Consider the following 21,030-nt stretch of genomic DNA (forward strand, 5'->3'; position numbering starts at 1 on the left):
ATCTCCCCCTTGGTGCACCCCATGTCATCCGTAACACCGCAAATTCTGATCGAAGAAAGCAAAAAGATCGGGCAACAATCCGCCAGCCAAACCCTCAAGGCGATCGCCAAGGCCTATCCCGGCAAGTTGTTCTGCACCTTGTCGCTGGTGGCCCTGGAGAACGCATTGCTGCTGGCCTACCCACTGTTTGCGGGGTTCGCGGTGGACTCGATCATCCGCGGCGACGCCGGCAGCGCGCTGTTCTACGCCGCCGTGGTGCTGGCGTTCTGGGTGGTCGGGGCGGCGCGACGGGCGCTGGATACACGCACCTTCACCCGCATCTACGCGGACCTTGCGGTGCCGGTGATTCTCAACCAGCGCCTGCAAAACCACAGCACTTCACGAGCGGCGGCGCGGGTGGTGCTGGCGCGGGACTTTGTCGACTTCTTCGAAAAACACGTGCCGATCATCGCGACGGCGCTGGTTTCCATCGTCGGTGCGGCAGTGATGCTGTTGGTGATCGAGCCGTGGATAGGCCTGGCGTGCCTGACGGCGCTGGTGCTGTGCACAACCCTGCTGCCACGCTTTGCCCGGCGCAATCAGGAACTGCATGAGCGCTTGAATGACCGCCTGGAAAAGGAAATCGGCCTGGTGGAAAAGGTCGGCGCACAGACCTTGCAGCGCCACTACCAGGTGCTGTCACGCCTGCGCATCTGGCTGTCGGACCGCGAGGCCGCAGCGTTCCTGTTTATCGGCACGCTGGCGGCGCTGTTGTTTGTGGTCGCCATCAGCCAGTTGGCGCTGTCGCCGGCGGTCAAGGCCGGCCATGTGTATGCGGTGATGACTTACCTGTGGACCTTTGTCAGCAGCCTGGATGAAGCGCCAGGGATGGTTGATCAACTGGCGCGACTCAAGGACATTGGCAAGCGTGTGGACCCGGGGCTGGGCGACCGATCCGACGTTTGACGCGTCGGGTCGGCCGTCATCGCGGGCAAGCCCGGCTCCCACAGTGGACCGCGTACTCCAGAACAACACGGTCAACTGTGGGAGCTGGCTTGCCCGCGATGAGGCCCGAACAGTCAATCAACGAAACCGGTCAACCTCATGCCGCAAGCCCGCCGCCAGGGTCTCCAGTTCCTTGGCGGTGATCGCCAGGTTGGACACCACTTCACGCTGCTCGCTGTTGGCCAGGGCGATGCTCTGCAAGTTGCTGCTCAGCAGGGTCGCCGTGCTGCTCTGCTCCTGGGTCGCCGTGGTAATGGCCGCAAACTGCTGGCCCGCCGAGCGGCTTTGCTCGTCGATCCGTGCCAGCGCGGAGGCGACGTCAGCGTTGCGAGCCAGGCCTTCCTGCATCAGCACGTTGCCTTGTTCCATGGTGCTGATGGCGTTGCCGGTTTCCTGCTGGATACTCTGGATCATCCCGGAAATCTCATCCGTGGCCTGACGAGTGCGCGATGCGAGGTTGCGCACTTCATCGGCCACCACCGCAAACCCGCGCCCCTGCTCACCGGCCCGCGCCGCTTCGATGGCGGCGTTGAGCGCCAGCAGGTTGGTCTGTTCGGCAATAGCGGTGATCACCCCGACGATCCCGCCGATTTCCTGGGAGCGCTGGCCCAGGGTGTTGATCACCGTGGCCGTGCTGTTCAGCGCGGTGGCGATGTGTTCCAGGGACGACGACGCTTCCTGCATCGAGGTGCGGCCGATCCTGGTTTGCTGGGCATTGTCCTGGGCCAGGCGCTCGGTGTTGCCCATGTTGTCGGCAATATTCAGCGAGGTGGCGCTGAACTCTTCCACCGCGCCGGCCATGCTGGTGATCTCGCCGGACTGTTGCTCCATGCCTTCGTACGCACCGCCGGACAACCCCGACAGTGCCTGGGCGCGGCTGTTCACGTCTTCAGCCGCCTTGCGGATATGCGACACCATGGTCGACAGCGCTTCGCCCATCTGGTTGAAACTGCGGGCTAGTTGGCCGATTTCGTCATGGCTGGAAACGTTCAGCCGTGCGCTCAAATCACCGGCGCCCAGGGCTTCGGCCTGACGCACCAGGTCGCCCAATGGCTGCAACTTGCTGCGCAGCAACCAGACCGCCGCGCCCACCGCCAGCAGCATCGCGAGCAAGCTGCCGATCGCCAGGCGAATCCCCACCGACCAGGTCACCGCGCGAATTTCGGCTTTCGGCATGCTCGCCACCACCGACCACGGGCCGCCTTCAAACGGCACGGCAACGCTGTAGAAGTCTTCGTTCTTGTCGCTCCAGAAACGGCCTTTTCCAGGTTTGGCGGCCAGGTCGAGCATCACCGGAATCGACTGATCCAGCGCCTGCACGCCAGCGGGCGGTACCAGCCAGTGCTTCTGCTCGTCCAGCAGCGCCAGGGAACCGGTCTGGCCGATGCGGAAGCGCTTGAGGTTGTCGAACTGGGCGTTCTGCGCATCGGTGTAGTCGAAGCCGACAAACAGCACCGCAATCACTTTGCCGCTGGCGTCCCGCACCGGGCTGTACTGGGTCATGTAGGAGCGATCGAACAACACCGCACGGCCAACGTAGCCCTGCCCGCCCAGCAAACGTTGATAGGCCGGATGCTGGTGATCCAGCGCCGTACCGATGGCGCGGCTGCCATCCTGCTTGGTCAGGGAGGTGCTGACGCGGATAAAGTCCTCGCCGCTGCGTACGAACAAGGTCGCCACGCCGCCGGACATCTGCTTGAACTCATCGACTTCAGCGAAGTTGTTGTTGAGCACTTCCTCGCCCAGGTACAGGCCCGGCGTCTGCACGCCCGCCACCGTCACCGGTTGCTCAGGGCGCGTACTCAAGCCGGCGCTGAAGCGCTTTTCAAACAGCCCGCTCAAACGCTGGGTACTTTCGCGCAAGGTGCTGTGGAAGGTATTGAGCTGGTCGGCCAGCAAGCGGGCCTCGCTGGCCAGGTGCTCCTCGCGGGTGTCGAGGTTGGCGGAGTCCAGCGAACGCAACGCGAATACCGTGCTGCCGCTGATGACGACAGCCAGTATCACGGCGAGGGCAAGCCCCAGTTGAGAGGCAATCCGGGCGCGAGGTTGAGACATGAAGGCTCCTGGCCGAGGCCAGGATCATCCTGATCTCATAGCGCTGCTCGGCAAAATTCTAATAGGGGAAACGTTGCAGAACGGTAGTTCCAACAACCCTACTTCGGCGGGCAGGCTCAATACTTGAGCGAATCACAGGGGTATCGCGCAAACGATTGCTGGCCGGTGCGCAATCCACTCAGTCGAGGCGCTCGACCTGGGGTAATTCCATGGCCTGCACTTCGCCCTGGAGAAAGTCACCCAGCCGTCGCAAACGCTCGCCACCCGGCCGGGTCTTCGGCCACACCAGATAGTAATTTTCCCCACTGGCCACAGCGGTGGGCCATGGCAGGCTCAGGCGGCCTTGGGCCACGTCTTCGGCCACCATCAGCAAGTCGCCCATGGACACGCCGTACCCTCGGGCGGCGGCGATCATGCCCAACTCCAAGGTGTCGAACACCTGCCCGCCCTTGAGCGAAACCTGGGATGACAGCCCCATGCGCTCCAGCCAGTTGCGCCAGTCACGCCGGTCCGGCGTCGGGTGCAGCAGCTCGGCAGAGGCCAGGCGTGCAACGTCCCAGGGTCCGTCGCTCAACAGGTTCGGCGCGCCCACCGGAATCAGCAACTCCGGAAACAGATAGCTGGCTTCCCAGTCCGGCGGGAAATGCCCGTTGCTCAGCAACACCGCGCAATCGAATGGTTCCTGGTTGAAATCCACCTCATCGACGCTCATCCAGGCGCTGGTCAGTTGCACTTCATTGCCCGGCTGCAGGTGCCGGAAGCGACTGAGGCGCGCCAGCAGCCAGCGCATGGTCAGGGTGGACGGCGCCTTCATGCGCAGGATGTCGTCCTCGGCATTCAAGGTATGGCAGGCGCGCTCCAGGGCCGCAAAGCCTTCACGCACGCCCGGCAGCAACAGGCGCGCTGCCTCGGTGAGTTGCAAGGTGCGGCCGCTGCGCTGGAACAGGCGGCAGGCGAAATGCTCTTCCAGGGTACGAATGTGCCGGCTCACCGCACTTTGGGTAATCGACAACTCTTCCGCCGCCCGGGTGAACGAGTTGTAGCGGGACGCAGCTTCAAACGCGCGCAAGGCGTAAAGAGGAGGAAGACGACGAGACATGGCGAAAACTCCGACGGCGCAATATCGAAACCCTACCAGAATCATTCAGGCATGAGTTTTAATCATGCGAATCATCGGATTTATCCCTTTGTGCAATGCGCTGTGGGCGCCGAGAATCAACCCTTCCACCCTTCCCTGACTTTTTGAGCGTGATGATCATGCAGCATCCTGCACGTACCGAACTCTGGGCCATTCTGCGGCTGTCAGGGCCGCTGATTGCCTCACAGTTGGCCCACATGCTGATGGTGCTGACCGACACCCTGATGATGGCCCGCCTGAGCCCCGAGGCCCTGGCCGGCGGAGGCCTGGGTGCGGCGAGCTATTCGTTCGTGTCGATTTTCTGCATCGGCGTGATCGCTGCCGTGGGCACGCTGGTCGCGATCCGCCAGGGCGCCGGCGACATCGAGGGCGCCACCCGCCTGACCCAGGCCGGGCTGTGGCTGGCCTGGTTGATGGCGCTGGTGGCTGGTTTGCTGCTGTGGAACCTCAAGCCAGTGCTGCTGATGTTCGGCCAGACCGAAACCAACGTCGCGTCCGCCGGCCAGTTCCTGACCATCCTGCCGTTCGCCCTGCCCGGCTACCTGACGTTCATGGCCCTGCGCGGCTTCACCAGTGCTATCGGCAAGGCCACGCCGGTGATGGTGATCAGCCTGGGCGGCACGGTGATCAACTACCTGCTCAACCACGCGTTGATCGAAGGCATGTTCGGCCTGCCGAAACTCGGGCTGGTGGGCATTGGCCTGGTCACCGCCATCGTTGCCAACTGCATGGCCCTGGCGCTGATCTGGTACATCAAATACAACCGTGCCTACGACGCGTATCCGCTGCGCAAGGGTTTGCTGCGGCCCAACCTGCACTACCTGCGGGAACTGTGGCGCCTGGGCCTGCCGATTGGTGGCACCTATGCGGTGGAAGTCGGGCTCTTTGCGTTCGCCGCGCTGTGCATGGGCACCATGGGCAGTACGCAGCTGGCTGCGCACCAGATCGCCCTGCAGATCGTGTCGGTGGCGTTCATGGTGCCGGCGGGCATGTCGTACGCGATCACCATGCGTATCGGCCAGCATTATGGTGCCGGGCAGTTGCTGGAAGCGCGGCTGGCCGGGCGAGTTGGCATAGGCTTTGGCGCAGTGGTGATGCTGGGCTTTGCAGCGGTGCTGTGGTTGTTCTCGCACCCACTGATCAGCTTGTTCCTCGACCAGCATGACCCGGCGTTTCGCGACGTGATCGACCTCGCCGTCAGCCTGCTGGCGGTGGCCGCATGGTTTGAGCTGTTCGACGGCGTGCAGACCATCGCCATGGGCTGTATTCGCGGACTCAAGGATGCCAAGACCACCTTCCTGGTCGGACTGGGCTGCTACTGGCTGATCGGCGCACCGGCCGCATGGTTGATGGCGTTCAATCTCGGCTGGGGGCCGACGGGCGTTTGGTGGGGCCTGGCCCTGGGCCTGGCGTGCGCGGCAGTCAGCCTGACCTGGGCGTTTGAACGGAAGATGAAGCGGATGATTCGCCAGGAGCCTGAAACCCACCAAGGATTTCAAGCCGCGCAGCCGGAGTAATGACTCTACTCGGTCAGTGTAGGAGTTGGCTTATGTGGGAGCCGGGCTTGCCCGCGATGCAGGCACCTCGGTAGGTCAGACACATCGCAGTGATGCTATCGCAGGCAAGCCAGCTCCCACAAAAGCTGGCTCCCACATTTTGATCGGGTTTACACGGTCAGATCACGCCGCCCACCAGTTCCTGGCTGTCACCAAACGTCAGGTAGTCCACCAGTTCCGCCAACGGCAACGGCTTGCTGATCAGGTAACCCTGGGCCTGATCGCAGCCGAACAACCGCAGCAACGCCAGTTGCTCGGCGGTTTCCACGCCCTCGGCGACCACTTCCAGGTTCAGGTTATGAGCCAGGTTGATCATCGCGTGCACCAGCTTGCGATTCTCTTCGCGCTCTTCCATGCCGCCGACAAAGCTCTTGTCGATCTTCAGCAAGGCAATCGGCAGGCTGTTGAGGTGCACGAACGACGAAAAGCCGGTGCCAAAATCATCCAGGGAAAAGCGCACACCCAGGCGGCCCAGCGCATCCATGGTCTGCTTGACCAGGTCGCTGCGGCGCATCACGGCGGTTTCCGTCAGCTCAAATTCCAGCCACTGGGCTTCCACGCCGCGCTCGGCAATCAGCCGGCTGAGGGTGCTGAGCAGTTGGCTGTCCTGAAACTGGCGGAACGACAGGTTGACCGCCATGTGCAACGGCGCAATCCCGCGTTCGCGCAGGTCCTGCATGTCGCGCAGGGCCCGGGAAATCACCCAGTAGCCCAGCGGCACGATCAAGCCGCTCTGCTCGGCCAGCGGCACGAACTCGCTCGGCGGCAACAGGCCGCGCTCACCGTGGCGCCAGCGCACCAGTGCTTCCAGGCCGACGATATGCCCATCGTCGAGGTCCAGGCGGGGCTGGTAATGCAGCTCCAGTTCGTCACGACGCAACGCCCGGCGCAGCTCGCTTTCAAGGTCGGCGAGGCTGCGGGCATTGCGGTTGATGCGTTCGTTGAAGATATGAAAGGTGCAGCCCTGGGTGCTTTTGGCTTGCTGCATGGCGATGTGGGCGTGCCACATCAACGGGTCGGCGCCGGCCTTGGCGCGGGCATGGGCCACGCCGAGACTGCAACCGATCAGCAGGCTTTCGCCATCGACCCAATAGGGTTCGGCCATGGCTTCGACGATGCGCTCGGCCATCCATTCGGCGCGCTGGGGCGCACGGCGGGTGTCGATCAGCAGGGCAAATTCGTCGCTGCCCAGGCGCGCCAGTTGATCGCCGGCCTCCAGCTGGCTCTTGAGCCGCGAGACCACTTGCAGGATCAGGCGGTCGCCGGCCTGGTGGCCGAGGGCGTCGTTGGCGTGACGGAAGTTGTCCAGGTCGAGGTGGCCGAGGGCAACGCCACGGCCTTCGTTTTCCGCCAGGCGGGCGGTCAGCAGGGTCTGGAAGCCCTGGCGGTTGGCGATACCGGTCAGCGGGTCCTGTTCGGCCAGGCGTTGCAGGGTGTTTTCCAGTACACCGCGCTCGCGCACATGCCGCAGGCAACGGCGCAATGTATCGACATCCAATGCATTCAGGATCAGCCAGTCGCTGACGCCGAGGGGCGAAACCAGGGGTTCCTCTTCCAACAGCAATACCGTTGGCAAGCTGCAGCGACCGGGGCCGGGCTGAAGGTTGGCCGTGGTCAACAGCACCGCGCTGTGATCGTCGTCGAACAGGTTGCTCACAGACTCCCAGTTTGGCGCGCTGATCAGCACAGCTCCGTCGCCCATCGGCGCCAGGCACTCGCGCAATAACGCTGCCCACGCTGGCTCATCGGCCAGTAGCAGCAAACGCAAGGGTTCGACAGGCGTAGACAAGCTAGCTCCCTAGACTCTGCAAAATTTCGTTGGCGGCGGGCATTATGACGTGCGCCCCGATAATGACCAATGATATGGGTTATCAAATGCGCACTGTGCAGCTCTAGACCGAACAATAGTCCTAAATACCCTGCACATCCTGCGGCAAAGTAACAAAACCGGCAAATTTAGATCGAGTGGTACGTCACACTGTCGTTCAGAGGCAGCAGAATCTTGCCAGCCTGTTAAAATGCCCGCCCTTTTGATCAATGACCTCCTGAATTTCGTATGTCCCGACTCAATCCCCGGCAGCAAGAAGCCGTGAACTACGTCGGCGGCCCTCTATTGGTGCTCGCCGGTGCCGGTTCCGGCAAGACCAGCGTGATCACCCGCAAGATCGCGCACCTGATCCAGAGCTGTGGCATCCGTGCCCAGTACATCGTCGCCATGACCTTTACCAACAAGGCGGCGCGGGAAATGAAAGAGCGCGTCGGCACCCTGCTCAAGGGTGGCGAAGGCCGTGGCCTCACCGTGTGTACCTTCCACAACCTGGGGCTGAACATCATCCGCAAGGAACACGTGCGGTTGGGCTACAAGCCGGGCTTCTCGATCTTTGACGAGACAGACGTCAAGGCGCTGATGACCGACATCATGCAGAAGGAATACGCGGGCGACGACGGCGTCGACGAGATCAAGAACATGATCGGCTCGTGGAAAAACGACCTGATCCTGCCCGCCGAAGCCCTGGAAGCTGCGCGCAACCCCAAGGAGCAGACTGCCGCCATTGTCTACACCCACTACCAGCGCACGCTCAAGGCGTTCAACGCGGTGGACTTCGACGACCTGATCCTGCTGCCGGTGAAGCTGTTCCAGGAACATGCCGACATCCTCGAAAAGTGGCAGAACAAAGTCCGCTACCTGCTGGTGGACGAATACCAGGACACCAACGCCAGCCAATACCTGCTGGTGAAGCTGCTGATCGGCAAGCGCAACCAGTTCACCGTGGTGGGCGATGACGACCAGTCGATCTACGCCTGGCGCGGCGCCCGCCCGGAAAACCTGATGCTGCTCAAGGACGACTACCCGTCCCTGAAAGTGGTGATGCTGGAGCAGAACTACCGCTCCACCAGCCGCATCCTGCGTTGCGCCAACGTGCTGATCTCCAACAACCCCCACGAGTTTGAAAAGCAACTGTGGAGCGAGATGGGCCACGGCGACGAGATCCGCGTGATCCGCTGCCGCAACGAAGACGCCGAAGCCGAGCGCGTGGCCGTCGAACTGCTCACCCTGCACCTGCGTACCGACCGGCCCTACAGCGATTTCGCGATCCTGTACCGCGGCAACTACCAGGCCAAGCTGATCGAGCTGAAGCTGCAGCACCACCAGATTCCGTATCGCCTGTCGGGCGGCAACAGCTTTTTCGGACGCCAGGAAGTGAAAGACCTGATGGCCTACTTCCGGCTGATCGTGAACCCGGACGACGACAACGCCTTCCTGCGGGTGATCAACGTCCCACGCCGGGAAATCGGTTCGACTACCCTGGAAAAGCTCGGCAACTACGCCACCGAACGCAAGATCTCGATGTACGCCGCCACCGACGAAATCGGCCTGGGCGAGCACCTCGACACTCGTTTCACCGACCGCCTGGCGCGCTTCAAGCGCTTCATGGACAAGGTGCGCGAGCAGTGCGCCGGCGAAGACCCGATCAGCGCCCTGCGCAGCATGGTCATGGACATCGACTACGAGAACTGGCTGCGCACCAACAGCTCCAGCGACAAGGCTGCCGATTACCGCATGGGCAACGTGTGGTTCCTGATCGAGGCGTTGAAAAATACCCTGGAGAAGGACGAAGAAGGCGAGATGACCGTCGAGGACGCCATCGGCAAGCTGGTGCTGCGGGACATGCTTGAACGCCAGCAGGAAGAGGAAGACGGCGCCGAAGGCGTGCAGATGATGACCTTGCATGCGTCCAAGGGCCTGGAATTCCCCTACGTGTTCATCATGGGCATGGAAGAGGAAATCCTCCCGCACCGCTCCAGCATCGAAGCCGACACCATCGAGGAAGAACGGCGCCTGGCCTACGTGGGCATTACCCGCGCGCGTCAGACCCTGGCCTTCACCTTTGCCGCCAAGCGCAAGCAGTACGGCGAGATCATCGATTGTGCCCCCAGCCGGTTCCTCGACGAACTGCCGCCGGACGACCTGGCCTGGGAAGGCAACGACGACACACCGACCGAAGTCAAAGCCGTTCGCGGCAACACCGCCCTGGCGGATATACGCGCGATGTTAAAGCGCTAGAATCGACTACTTTTTAATCTACTTTCGGCGCGTGTTGCGCCAACAGAGGAAGCTTTCGTGGAAGCACTGCACAAGAAAATTCGCGAAGAAGGCATCGTGCTTTCCGATCAGGTACTCAAGGTCGACGCCTTTCTGAACCACCAGATCGACCCGGCGCTGATGAAACTGATCGGTGACGAGTTTGCTGCGTTGTTCAAGGATTCGGGCATTACCAAGATCGTCACCATCGAAGCCTCGGGCATTGCACCGGCGATCATGACCGGCCTGAACCTCGGCGTGCCGGTGATTTTCGCCCGCAAGCAACAGTCCCTGACCCTGACCGAAAACCTGCTGTCGGCGACGGTGTATTCCTTCACCAAGAAAACCGAAAGCACCGTGGCGATCTCCCCGCGCCACCTGACCAGCAGCGACCGCGTGCTGATCATCGATGACTTCCTGGCCAACGGTAAGGCGTCCCAGGCGCTGATCTCGATCATCAAACAGGCCGGCGCGACCGTTGCAGGTTTGGGGATCGTGATCGAGAAGTCGTTCCAGGGTGGCCGTGCGGAGCTGGATGCCCAGGGTTACCGGGTTGAGTCGCTGGCGCGGGTGCAGTCGTTGGCGGGTGGGGTTGTGACCTTTATCGAGTAATCGGTGCGGGCACGGTTAAACATGTGGGAGCGGGCTTGCTCGCGAAAGCGGTGTGTCAGTCACCGGATAGGTCGACTGATCCACCGCTTTCGCGAGCAAGCCCGCTCCCACATTTGATCTCCTGTGTTTGTTAGTGCGCGGTAGCTTGTAGGCCCGCTAGCAACAGGCGCTGATACAAGTCCTCCTTCAACCCCTCCGGCTTATCCAGTCGCATCCGTACCAAATGCTCGGGAAACGCTTCCGGCTCCGGTGCATCCAGCGCCGCCTTGCCCAGCTCCAGAATCTCCGTCAGCTTGAATTTGCTCTTGAGCCAGTTCAACGCCCGCAACAAATCCCGCTCTTCATCGGTGAAGTCACTGCCCAGCGGATACTCCGGGAACAGCCGTGGATGCCGCGCCTGAATCCCCTGCAAACGCTCCAGCGTGTTGTCGGCAAACCGCGGATCCAGCTGGAAATCCTTCGGCAACTTCCCGGCCTTCTGCGCCTGTTCGATCAAATCTTCCTGGAACCGTGAGTCGGTGATATTCAGCAGCGCCTCGATCACCCTGGCATCAGTCTGCCCGCGTAAATCCGCGATGCCGTATTCGGTGATGACGATGTCTCGCAGGTGCCGCGGAATCGTGCAGTGCCCGTATTCCCAGACGATATTGGAACTGACCTCGCCGCCCGATTCGCGCCAGCTGCGCAGGATCAGGATCGAGCGCGCGCCTTCCAGCGCATGGCCCTGGGCGACAAAGTTGTATTGCCCGCCAACACCGCTGAGCACGCGGCCGTCTTCCAACTGGTCGGCCACGCCCGCGCCCAACAGGGTCACGGTAAACGCGCTGTTGATGAAGCGCGCATCCAGGCGCTGCAAACGCTTGAGTTCTTCCTGGCCGTACAGCTCGTTGATGTAGCTGATGCGGGTCATGTTGAATTCCAGGCGCTTGCTCTGTGGCAAGTCCCGCAAACGCTCGTAAAAGCTACGAGGCCCGAGGAAGAAGCCGCCATGCACCGAGATGCCGTCGGTCTGTGCCGCTTCGTCCAGGGTGCCGGCGTTGGCCCGCTCCTGGGTCGCGACGTCCGGGTATACCTTGCGCCGCACAATCCCGGCATCGGCCAGCACCAGCAGGCCATTGACGAACATTTCGCTGCAACCGTACAGCCCACGGGCAAACGGCGCGACGCCGCCTTCGTGGCTGATCAGCGGTGCCCATTGGTACACATCCAGGTCGGTGAGCAACAGGCGATACGCCTCGTTATCGGCCTGGCGCGCCAGCAAGGCCGCAGTCAGTGCATCGCCCATGGAGCCGATGCCGATCTGCAAGGTGCCGCCGTCGCGCACCAGGGTGCTGGCGTGCAAACCGATAAAGTGATCCTGGAAACCCACCGGCATGTTCGGGGTGGAGAACAGCGTGGTGCTGTCCTTCTCGTCGATCAGGAAGTCGAACTCATCCATGCCCAGCTCGGCGTCGCCGGGCATGTAGGGCAAATCACTGTGAACCTGGCCCACCACCAGGATGGTTTCACCGGCCTCGCGGCGCTTGGCGATCATCGGCAACAGGTCGAGGGTGATGTCGGGGTTGCAGCTCAGGCTCAGGCGATCCGGATGTTCAGCGCTGCTGGCCACCAGTTGCGCGACGAGGTTCAGGCCGGCGGCATTGATATCACGGGCAGCGTGGCTGTAGTTGCTGCTGACGTAATCCTGCTGCGCCGAAAGGCTGTGGAGCAAACTGCCGGGCTGCATGAAGAACTGCTGCACGTGAATGTTCGACGGCAGGCTGTCCTTGCGCAGTGCGGCGAGGAAGTCCAGCTCGGGATAGTCACCGAAGACCCGTTCGATAAAGGGCTCGAGAAAGCGCTTCTGCAAACCATCGCCCAAGGTAGGGCGACCCAGGGCCAGGGCTGTGTAGATGGTCAGCGCCCGGTCCGGCAGCTTGGCGATACGCCGGTACAGCGCGTTGACGAACAGGTTGGGTTTGCCCAGGCCCAGGGGCATGCCCATGTGAATATGCGCCGGCAGCCGTGCCAGTACGTCGTCGACTGCTTGCTCGATTGAACACAACTGCACCATCCGACTTCTCCCGAACATTCCATGAATTGGGGTTGGACCGAGCTTGCCGGGTCTTTGCTGCAAAGAACAGCCTCAAAAGGCAAATCGCGGGCACAAAAAAGCCGCTGGTCAGCGGCTCTTTTGGCGAAGATCGGTTTATTTCAGACCCGACATCTTCTCGATCGCGCCTTTAAGCTCGGCATCCGAGCAATCGGCGCAGGTGCCTTTTGGCGGCATGGCGTTCAGACCGGTAATGGCCTTGGCCAGCAGGCCATCGAGGCCACCCTGATGGTCCGCGCGGTCTTTCCAGGCGGCGGTGTCACCGATTTTCGGTGCGCCCAACAGGCCGGTACCGTGGCAAGCGTTGCAGTGCTTGGCGATTACGTCATCCGGCGATTTCGCACCGCCGCCGCCGCCCGCAGCCACTGCCACTTCCATCCCCTTGCACTCTTGCCCCTGGACGCACACCTGGCCTACAGGCTCCAGGCGCTTGGCAATTTCATCATTGGTCGCAGCTTGAGCGCTGACAGCCCATAGGGCCAGTACGGTTGCTGGTGCAGCCAGCATTTTCATAATTAGGTTCACGCGTTCACCCTCAATGGTGGCTATTCACGCCTGCGGCCACGGTTTCGCAGGCGGCGAAAGTATAACGGTTAGCCCGCCCCGCCGAAACAACCCTATTAACCAAGGGGAGATTCAGCAAGACAGAATGCTGCTACGGGCGTCTCTGCGACATAGGCAGGACGCCTCTTTTCTTAAAAGTTCGCGGGTGTGGCTGCGCTGATTAGTCGCGCCGGCACTTCGAACGGATTGCGAAAACGGTGCGGCTTGGTGCTTTCAAAGTAGTAGCTATCGCCGGCTTCGAGCACAAAAGTTTCAAGGCCGACCACCAGTTCCAGGCGACCTTCCACCAGGATCCCGGTTTCCTCGCCCTCGTGGGTGAGCATCTCTTCGCCGGTATCAGCACCTGGCGGGTAGATCTCGTTGAGGAACGCAATCGCCCGGCTCGGATGCGCGCGGCCCACCAGTTTCATGGTGACGGCGCCGTCGGAGATATCGATCAGCTCATTGGCTTTATAGACGATCTGGGTCGGTTTTTCCTGGAGGATCTCCTCGGAAAAGAACTCCACCATCGACATGGGAATGCCGCCCAGCACCTTGCGCAAGGAGCTGATGGAGGGGCTGACACTGTTTTTTTCGATCATCGAAATGGTGCTGTTGGTGACGCCCGCGCGCTTGGCTAGCTCACGCTGGGAAAGACCTTTCAGTTTACGGATGGATTGCAGTCGTTCGCCGACGTCCAATGCAGGAGCCTCCTAGGATTCAGGCGTTGTTGTAATTGAGCGTTATCATGGCGACAGCGTTCAGTATTTACAACACTTTGGCCTAAATCCCGGGATCTGCCATTCGTGGGTGCCGCTCAAGCGCCGGAATAGAGCCGTGGCACTCGGCGCAGGTTGCAGAAGATCTGGTACGGAATGGTGTCGGCGGCGGTGGCAACGTCACTGGCGAGGATGTTTTTGCCCCACAATTCGACGGTGGAACCGAGCCCGGCCTGGGGCACGTCGGTCAGGTCGACACACAGCATGTCCATCGACACACGGCCCAGCAACTGGCTGCGCTGGCCGGCCACCAGCACCGGGGTGCCGGTGGGTGCGTGGCGCGGGTAGCCGTCGGCGTAGCCCATGGCAACTACCCCGATGCGCATCGGTTTCGGGGTAATGAACCTGGCGCCGTAGCCCACAGGTTCGCCGGCCGGCAGTTCACGTACGCAGATGACTTTCGATTCGAGGGTCATCACCGGCTGCAAACGCGCGGCGATGGCCTGGTCTTCGCCAAACGGCGTGGCGCCGTAGAGCATGATGCCCGGGCGTACCCAGTCACTGGAAACGTTCGGCCAGCCCAGCACCGACGGCGAGTTGCGCAGGCTGACCTGGGCCGACAAGCCCTGGCGCGCCGCTTCAAACACCGCAACTTGCTCTTCGCTGCTGGTGCTGTCCAGCTCATCGGCGCGGGCGAAGTGGCTCATCAGCACGATCTTCGCGACTTTGCCGCTGGCCAGCAGGCGCTGGTAAGCGTCGTGATAATCCTTGGGGTGCAAGCCAACACGGTGCATGCCCGAATCTAGCTTGAGCCAGACGGTCAGCGGCTTGCTGAGTTGCGCCTGTTCAATCGCGTCCAGCTGCCACAGCGAATGCACCACGCACCAGAAATCATGTTCGATGATCAGCGGCAGCTCGTCGGCTTCGAAAAAACCTTCGAGCAACAGCACCGGCCCGCGAATCCCGGCGGCCCGCAGCTCCAGCGCTTCCTCGATGCAGGCCACGGCAAACCCGTCCGCCTCGGCTTCCAGCGCCTGGGCAACACGCACGGCACCGTGGCCGTAGGCATCGGCCTTGATCACGGCGAGGGCCTTGGCCCCACCCGTGACTTCACGGGCCAGTTGGTAGTTATGGCGCAGGGCTTGGAGGTCGATCAGGGCACGGGCAGGACGCATGGCGGCAGGCTTCTAGGCGGCGGTGGGAAGAAAAAACCGGTACCCGCTGACAACGCAGGCACCGGGAGAGGATTTTTTGCTTACGGCAGAGCGGCCACAACCGACAGCTCCACCAGGATTTCCGGTTCGCAGAGTTTCGCTTCAACCGTGGCACGGGCCGGCGCGACGCCTTTTGGCAGCCACTTGTCCCATACCGCGTTCATCCCGGCGAAATCGGCGTCAATGTCTTTCAGGTAGATGGTCACCGACAGCAGCTTGGTCTTGTCGGTACCGGCCAGGTCCAGCAAACGCTCAATATTGACGAGGGTTTCGCGGGTCTGCTGTTCAATCCCGGCACTCATGTCGTCGCCGACCTGCCCTGCCAGATACACGGTACCGCTGTGAACAACGATCTGGCTCATGCGCTCATTGGTGAGCTGGCGCTGGATTGACATGTTTTGCAGACTCCTGGTAGTTGCCATAACGGGAAATATCGAGGCCTTCGGCACTGATTTGCGGGGTTTTCTTCGCCATCAGGTCGGCCAGCAAACGACCAGAGCCACAGGCCATGGTCCAACCGAGGGTGCCGTGGCCGGTGTTCAGAAACAGGTTTTTGAACGGGGTAGCACCCACGATCGGCGTGCCGTCTGGCGTGGTCGGGCGCAGGCCGGTCCAGAAACTGGCCTGGCTCAAATCACCGCCCTGAGGATAAAGGTCGTTGACGATCATCTCCAGAGTTTCCCGCCGACGCGGGTTCAGCGACAGGTCAAAACCGGCTATCTCAGCCATGCCACCGACGCGAATACGGTTGTCGAAACGGGTGATCGCGACCTTGTAGGTCTCATCGAGAATGGTCGAGGTCGGGGCCATCGCCGGGTTGGTGATCGGCACGGTCATCGAGTAACCCTTGAGCGGGTACACCGGCGCCTTGATTCCCAGCGGCTTGAGCAATTTCGGCGAGTAGCTGCCGAGGGCCAGCACGTAGCGGTCGGCAGTTTCCAGCTTGCCGTCGATCCACACGCCGTTGATCCGGTCACCGGCGTAGTCCAGGCGCTGGATATCTTGCTCGAAGCGGAATTCGACACCCAGTTGCTTGCACATGTCGGCAAGGCGGGTGGTAAACATCTGACAGTCGCCGGTTTGGTCGTTCGGCAGGCGCAGGGCACCGGCAAGAATATCGGTGACGCTCGCCAGGGCCGGCTCGACGCGGGCAATCCCGGCGCGGTCCAGCAGCTCGTAAGGCACACCGGACTCTTTCAATACCGCGATGTCCTTGGCAGCACCGTCCAGCTGAGCCTGCGTACGGAACAGTTGGGTAGTCCCCAAAGTGCGCCCTTCGTAGGCGATGCCGGTCTCGGCACGCAGCTCGTCGATGCAATCGCGGCTGTATTCGGACAGGCGCACCATACGCTCCTTGTTCACCGCATAACGGCTGGCGGTGCAGTTGCGCAGCATCTGCGCCATCCACAGGTACTGGTCGATATCGGCGGTGGCCTTGATCGCCAGGGGCGCATGGCGCTCCAGCAACCATTTGATGGCCTTGAGCGGCACACCCGGCGCAGCCCATGGCGAGGCGTAGCCCGGCGAGATCTGCCCGGCGTTGGCGAAACTGGTCTCCATGGCCACAGCCGGCTGACGGTCGACCACGACCACTTCAAAACCAGCTCGTGCCAAATAGTAGGCACTGGCCACGCCAATGACACCGCTACCCAAGACCAGAACGCGCATTTTTATTCCCTCATCACGGCTTGACCGCTGACGTTTGTTGTTCAGCACAAAGATGTGGGCAGTATAAAAAGCAATCACCAGTGCATTTCACTATATAACTGCCTATATTTGGCGACAATTCTCGGCAAAAACCCTTTTCACGGAGGAGCATCCCCTATGCGGACCAACACTCAGACCAAGCGGGAGCTGGACAAGATCGACCGCAACATCCTGCGCATCCTGCAGGCCGACGGGCGAATTTCGTTTACGGAGCTGGGGGAAAAGGTCGGGCTATCGACCACGCCCTGCACCGAGCGGGTCCGGCGCCTGGAGCGCGAAGGGATCATCATGGGCTACAACGCCCGGCTCAACCCGCAGCATTTGAAGGGCAGCCTGCTGGTGTTTGTCGAGATCAGCCTCGACTACAAGTCCGGCGACACCTTTGAAGAATTCCGACGCGCCGTGCTGAAACTGCCCCACGTGCTGGAGTGCCACCTGGTGTCGGGGGATTTCGACTATCTGGTGAAGGCGCGCATTTCGGAGATGGCGTCGTACCGCAAGTTGCTCGGCGATATCCTGCTCAAGCTGCCCCACGTACGGGAGTCCAAGAGCTATATCGTGATGGAAGAGGTGAAAGAGAGCCTGAACCTGCCGATCCCGGATTAAGACAGCACCACAGGCCAATGTGGGAGCGGGCTTGCTCGCGAATGCGGAGTGTCAGTCACCTGTTGTATTGACTGATCCACCGCATTCGCGAGCAAGCCCGCACTAGTTGATCGGGGACATCCGCTAGACCAATACCTGACGCGTCGACGCCATGTACGCATGAATCTGCTTTTCCACCCGTGGGTGGATCAACTCCACCGGGCGGCGGTCGTTGGGGCATGGCAAGGTCGGCGTGGTGCCGAACAAGCGGCAAATCAGCGGGCGCTCGTCGTACACGGTGCAGCCATTGGGGCCGAGGTGAACGCAGTTGAGTTCGTCCATCGCCGCTTCCTGCTCGGCAGCGGTCTTGCGCGGCAGGCGCGACATTTCCTCGGGGGACGTGGTCACCGGCCCACAGCAGTCGTGGCAACCCGGGACACACTCGAACGAGGGAATCTGCCGGCGCAGCGCGTTGACTTTCTGACTGTTGCAACTCATCGACACAGGGACCGAACGGCGAATAGGCGTGGATTCTGCCCTAAAAGCCCCCGGTGAGACAGCTTCGCCCGACCGCTGTATCCTGCGTCAAATTTTCCAAACAGGGATGCTCCCCATGACCGCCAGCGCCCGGCACGCCAATTCCTACTACGCCGCCAGCAGTTTCCCGCAGCCTGATTATCCGGTGCTGACAGGTGAAATCGTGGCCGATGTGTGCGTGGTCGGCGGCGGCTTTTCGGGGCTCAACACCGCCCTGGAACTGGCCGAACGGGGTTTCAGCGTGGTCCTGCTGGAAGCCCGCAAGATTGCCTGGGGCGCCAGCGGGCGCAATGGCGGGCAACTGATTCGTGGCGTCGGTCATGGCCTGGATCAGTTCACCAACGTCATCGGCGCCGAGGGCGTGCGCCAGATGAAACTGATGGGCCTGGAAGCCGTGGAAATCGTACGGCAGCGGGTCGAACGTTCGCAGATCGCCTGCGACCTGACCTGGGGCTACTGCGACCTGGCCAACAAACCCCGCGACCTGGAACACCTGGCCGCCGACGCCGAAGAGCTGCGAAGCCTCGGTTATCGCCACGAAGTGCGCCTGCTGCAAGCGGGCGAAATGCGCAGCGTGATCGGTTCCAACCGCTATGTTGGCGGCATGATCGACATGGGCTCCGGCCACCTGCACCCGCTGAACCTGGCCCTCGGCGAGGCAGCCGCTGCACAGCAGTTGGGCGTCCAGTTGTTCGAGCATTCCGAGGCGGTGCGGATCGATTACGGCCCGGAGGTCAACGTACACACCGCCCAGGGCAATGTGCGCGCCAAGACCCTGGTGCTGGGCTGCAATGCTTATTTGAACGGCCTGAACCCGCATCTGAGCGGCAAGGTGCTGCCCGCCGGCAGCTACATCATCGCCACCGAGCCCTTGAGCGAAGCCCAGGCAGCCGAGTTGCTGCCGCAAAACATGGCGGTGTGTGACCAGCGGGTGACGGTGGATTACTTCCGGCTGTCAGCCGACCGACGCTTGCTGTTCGGCGGTGCCTGCCATTACTCCGGACGGGATCCGAAGGACATCGGTGCCTATATGCGTCCGAAAATGCTGCAGGTGTTCCCACAACTGGCCAACGTGAAAATCGACTACCAGTGGGGCGGGATGATCGGCATTGGCGCCAACCGCCTGCCGCAGATTGGCCGACTGGCCGACCAGCCCAATGTGTATTTCGCCCAGGCCTATGCCGGCCATGGCCTCAACGCCACCCACCTGGCAGGCAAACTGTTGGGCGAAGCCATCAGCGGCCAGCAAAGCGGGCGCTTTGATCTGTTTGCCAAGGTGCCGCACATCACTTTCCCGGGCGGCAAGCATTTGCGCTCGCCGCTGCTGGCGCTGGGAATGCTCTGGCACCGATTGAAAGAACTGGTCTGAATCAGCCGCGCCAGAAGGGCTTCAAGCCTTCCCGGCGCGCCTGCTCGGCACTCAGGCCCACGTCTCGCAGTTGCTCGGGGGTCAGCTCCAGCAAGGTTTTGCGCGTATGCATGCGGTGCCAGAACAACGCCCATGAACTGAGTGTGGGGGCCTTGGTACGCGCCGCCATGCGCCGCTCCTGCCCGGCTTCCAGTTCCTGACTGTGTAACGCCAACCGTACATCGCTCATACCGCTCATTTTCCTGCCCCTCATTAACGTGTTGCCATGAGTACGTAGGATGAGCCGGCGCGTAAAACCATGACAGATTCAACCACCCTGTATTAAATCCATACAGATACTGCCTATCGGCCGCTGAATCCTGTATTTTCAGCCTATCTGTACTGGTAACCGGGAAGCACCGCCATGACCCTATACGTCAACCTCGCCGAACTGTTGGGCACGCGCATCGAGCAGGGCTTCTATCGCCCGGGCGACAGATTGCCGTCAGTTCGGGCCTTGAGTATGGAGCATGGGGTCAGCCTGAGCACCGTGCAGCAGGCCTACCGCGTACTGGAAGACAACGGCCTGGCGATGCCCAAACCCAAATCCGGCTACTTCGTACCGGTGGGCCGCGACTTGCCGGCATTGCCCGCCGTAGGCCGCCCGGCCCAGCGCCCGGTGGAAATTTCCCAGTGGGACCAAGTGCTGGAGCTGATCCGCGCGGTGCCACGCAAAGACGCCATACAGTTGGGCCGGGGCATGCCGGATGTATTGTCGCCGACCATGAAACCCCTGCTACGCAGCCTCGCCCGGATCAGTCGGCGCCAGGACATGCCGGGGCTGTATTACGACACTATCCACGGCAACCTGGACCTGCGTGAACAGATTGCCCGCCTGATGCTCGATTCAGGCTGCCAACTGACGCCCCAGGACCTGGTGATCACGACCGGCTGCCACGAGGCCCTGTCCGCCAGCATCCACGCCATTTGCGAGCCCGGCGACATCGTTGCCGTCGACTCGCCAAGCTTCCACGGCGCCATGCAAACCCTGAAGGGCCTGGGCATGAAAGCCCTGGAAATCCCCACCGACCCACTCACCGGTATCAGCCTGGAAGCGCTGGAACTGGCACTGGAACAATGGCCGATCAAAGTCATACAGTTGACCCCCAACTGCAACAACCCACTGGGCTACATCATGCCGGAGTCGCGCAAACGCGCACTGCTGACCCTGGCCCAGCGCTTTGACGTGGCGATCATCGAAGACGACGTGTATGGCGAACTGGCCTACAGCTACCCGCGCCCACGCACCATCAAGTCCTTCGACGAGGATGGCCGCGTCGTACTGTGCAGCTCTTTCTCGAAGACCCTCGCACCCGGCCTGCGGATTGGCTGGGTCGCACCCGGTCGCTATCTGGAGCGTGTGCTGCACATGAAATACATCAGCACCGGCTCCACCGCGACCCAGCCGCAGATCGCAATTGCCGAGTTTCTGAAAGGTGGACATTTCGAGCCACATTTGCGGCGGATGCGCACGCAATACCAGCGCAATCGCGACCTGATGCTCGATTGGGTCAGCCGCTATTTCCCGGCGGGCACCCGCGCCAGCCGCCCCCAGGGCAGTTTCATGCTGTGGGTGGAACTGCCGGAAGGCTTCGATACCCTGAAACTCAACCGGCTGCTGGTGGATGAAGGTGTACAGATTGCCGTGGGAAGTATCTTTTCCGCCTCCGGCAAGTACAGGAACTGCCTGCGCATGAACTACGCTGCCAAACCAACGCCGCAGATTGAAGAGGCTGTACGCAAGGTCGGCGCGACCGCCATCCGGTTGCTGGCCGAAGCGATGGACTGACCTTTTA

General features: G+C 61.7%; 18 protein-coding genes. 7 read left to right on the forward strand and 11 right to left on the reverse strand.

The window, feature by feature from the left end; genetic code table 11:
* Positions 1-21: 21 nt before the first annotated feature.
* A complete protein-coding gene (locus tag HX821_RS04400) occupies positions 22-945 on the forward strand; it encodes an ABC transporter six-transmembrane domain-containing protein (RefSeq protein WP_008439408.1) in 924 nt (307 codons plus the stop codon).
* Positions 946-1,062: 117 nt separating this feature from the next.
* Here the strand turns inward: HX821_RS04400 and HX821_RS04405 are convergent, their stop codons facing one another.
* Positions 1,063-3,039 carry a methyl-accepting chemotaxis protein gene (locus HX821_RS04405; RefSeq protein WP_008439409.1) on the reverse strand — a complete coding sequence of 659 codons (1,977 nt, stop codon included), beginning with the start codon at positions 3,037-3,039 and terminating at the stop codon, positions 1,063-1,065.
* A gap of 178 nt (positions 3,040-3,217) precedes the next feature.
* Positions 3,218-4,138 (reverse strand): LysR substrate-binding domain-containing protein, encoded by a 921-nt coding sequence (locus HX821_RS04410; RefSeq protein ID WP_003208769.1) that lies wholly within the window; start codon positions 4,136-4,138, stop codon positions 3,218-3,220.
* A 152-nt stretch (positions 4,139-4,290) separates the two neighbouring features.
* Between HX821_RS04410 and HX821_RS04415 the strand changes: the two genes are divergently transcribed.
* Positions 4,291-5,694 (forward strand): NorM family multidrug efflux MATE transporter, encoded by a 1,404-nt coding sequence (locus HX821_RS04415; protein WP_177035334.1) that lies wholly within the window; start codon positions 4,291-4,293, stop codon positions 5,692-5,694.
* Between the two features lie 157 nt (positions 5,695-5,851).
* Here the strand turns inward: HX821_RS04415 and HX821_RS04420 are convergent, their stop codons facing one another.
* The gene (locus HX821_RS04420) at positions 5,852-7,522 is read right to left on the reverse strand and encodes a bifunctional diguanylate cyclase/phosphodiesterase (RefSeq protein ID WP_008439412.1); all 1,671 of its coding nucleotides are present in this window, start codon (positions 7,520-7,522) and stop codon (positions 5,852-5,854) included.
* 267 nt (positions 7,523-7,789) lie between these two features.
* Between HX821_RS04420 and rep the strand changes: the two genes are divergently transcribed.
* Together rep and HX821_RS04430 are read left to right on the forward strand one after the other, a co-directional pair.
* Entirely contained in the window at positions 7,790-9,799 is a 2,010-nt protein-coding gene (gene rep, locus HX821_RS04425; RefSeq protein WP_008439414.1) for a DNA helicase Rep, read from the forward strand.
* Between the two features lie 57 nt (positions 9,800-9,856).
* Positions 9,857-10,429: a xanthine phosphoribosyltransferase gene (locus tag HX821_RS04430; RefSeq protein ID WP_008439415.1), complete on the forward strand. Its 573-nt coding sequence runs from the start codon at positions 9,857-9,859 to the stop codon at positions 10,427-10,429.
* A 130-nt stretch (positions 10,430-10,559) separates the two neighbouring features.
* On the opposite strand, the gene HX821_RS04435 is transcribed toward HX821_RS04430, so the two are convergent.
* The 6 genes from HX821_RS04435 to dadA all read right to left on the reverse strand — a co-directional run bounded on the left by HX821_RS04435 (position 10,560) and on the right by dadA (position 16,665).
* Positions 10,560-12,482 (reverse strand): acetyl-CoA hydrolase/transferase family protein, encoded by a 1,923-nt coding sequence (locus tag HX821_RS04435; protein ID WP_177035335.1) that lies wholly within the window; start codon positions 12,480-12,482, stop codon positions 10,560-10,562.
* Between the two features lie 135 nt (positions 12,483-12,617).
* A complete protein-coding gene (locus tag HX821_RS04440; protein ID WP_003208757.1) occupies positions 12,618-13,034 on the reverse strand; it encodes a cytochrome c5 family protein in 417 nt (138 codons plus the stop codon).
* A 182-nt stretch (positions 13,035-13,216) separates the two neighbouring features.
* Positions 13,217-13,765, reverse strand: coding sequence for a cupin domain-containing protein (locus tag HX821_RS04445; RefSeq protein ID WP_003208755.1), 549 nt, complete (start codon positions 13,763-13,765; stop codon positions 13,217-13,219).
* Between the two features lie 116 nt (positions 13,766-13,881).
* A complete protein-coding gene (alr, locus tag HX821_RS04450; RefSeq protein ID WP_102370158.1) occupies positions 13,882-14,958 on the reverse strand; it encodes an alanine racemase in 1,077 nt (358 codons plus the stop codon).
* A gap of 80 nt (positions 14,959-15,038) precedes the next feature.
* Positions 15,039-15,392: a RidA family protein gene (locus HX821_RS04455; protein WP_003208752.1), complete on the reverse strand. Its 354-nt coding sequence runs from the start codon at positions 15,390-15,392 to the stop codon at positions 15,039-15,041.
* Positions 15,364-16,665, reverse strand: a complete 1,302-nt coding sequence (gene dadA, locus HX821_RS04460; RefSeq protein ID WP_177035336.1) for a D-amino acid dehydrogenase — start codon at positions 16,663-16,665, stop codon at positions 15,364-15,366. Before dadA ends, HX821_RS04455 begins: the two co-directional genes overlap by 29 nt.
* Positions 16,666-16,821: 156 nt before the next feature.
* On the opposite strand from dadA, the gene HX821_RS04465 reads away from it, so the two are divergent.
* The gene (locus HX821_RS04465) at positions 16,822-17,310 is read left to right on the forward strand and encodes an Lrp/AsnC ligand binding domain-containing protein (protein ID WP_003206849.1); all 489 of its coding nucleotides are present in this window, start codon (positions 16,822-16,824) and stop codon (positions 17,308-17,310) included.
* 123 nt (positions 17,311-17,433) lie between these two features.
* Here HX821_RS04465 and HX821_RS04470 read toward each other — a convergent pair whose 3' ends face one another.
* Positions 17,434-17,787: a YkgJ family cysteine cluster protein gene (locus HX821_RS04470; RefSeq protein ID WP_003208747.1), complete on the reverse strand. Its 354-nt coding sequence runs from the start codon at positions 17,785-17,787 to the stop codon at positions 17,434-17,436.
* A 115-nt stretch (positions 17,788-17,902) separates the two neighbouring features.
* On the opposite strand from HX821_RS04470, the gene HX821_RS04475 reads away from it, so the two are divergent.
* The gene (locus HX821_RS04475; protein WP_177035337.1) at positions 17,903-19,195 is read left to right on the forward strand and encodes an FAD-binding oxidoreductase; all 1,293 of its coding nucleotides are present in this window, start codon (positions 17,903-17,905) and stop codon (positions 19,193-19,195) included.
* 1 nt (position 19,196) lies between these two features.
* Here HX821_RS04475 and HX821_RS04480 read toward each other — a convergent pair whose 3' ends face one another.
* Positions 19,197-19,433: a DUF1127 domain-containing protein gene (locus HX821_RS04480; RefSeq protein ID WP_023659297.1), complete on the reverse strand. Its 237-nt coding sequence runs from the start codon at positions 19,431-19,433 to the stop codon at positions 19,197-19,199.
* A 165-nt stretch (positions 19,434-19,598) separates the two neighbouring features.
* Between HX821_RS04480 and HX821_RS04485 the strand changes: the two genes are divergently transcribed.
* On the forward strand, positions 19,599-21,023 hold the full coding sequence (locus HX821_RS04485; protein WP_177035338.1) for a PLP-dependent aminotransferase family protein: 1,425 nt from the start codon (positions 19,599-19,601) through the stop codon (positions 21,021-21,023).
* Positions 21,024-21,030 lie beyond the last annotated feature (7 nt).

Source organism: Pseudomonas sp. B6001 (assembly GCF_013386015.1).
Taxonomy (GTDB): Bacteria; Pseudomonadota; Gammaproteobacteria; order Pseudomonadales; family Pseudomonadaceae; genus Aquipseudomonas.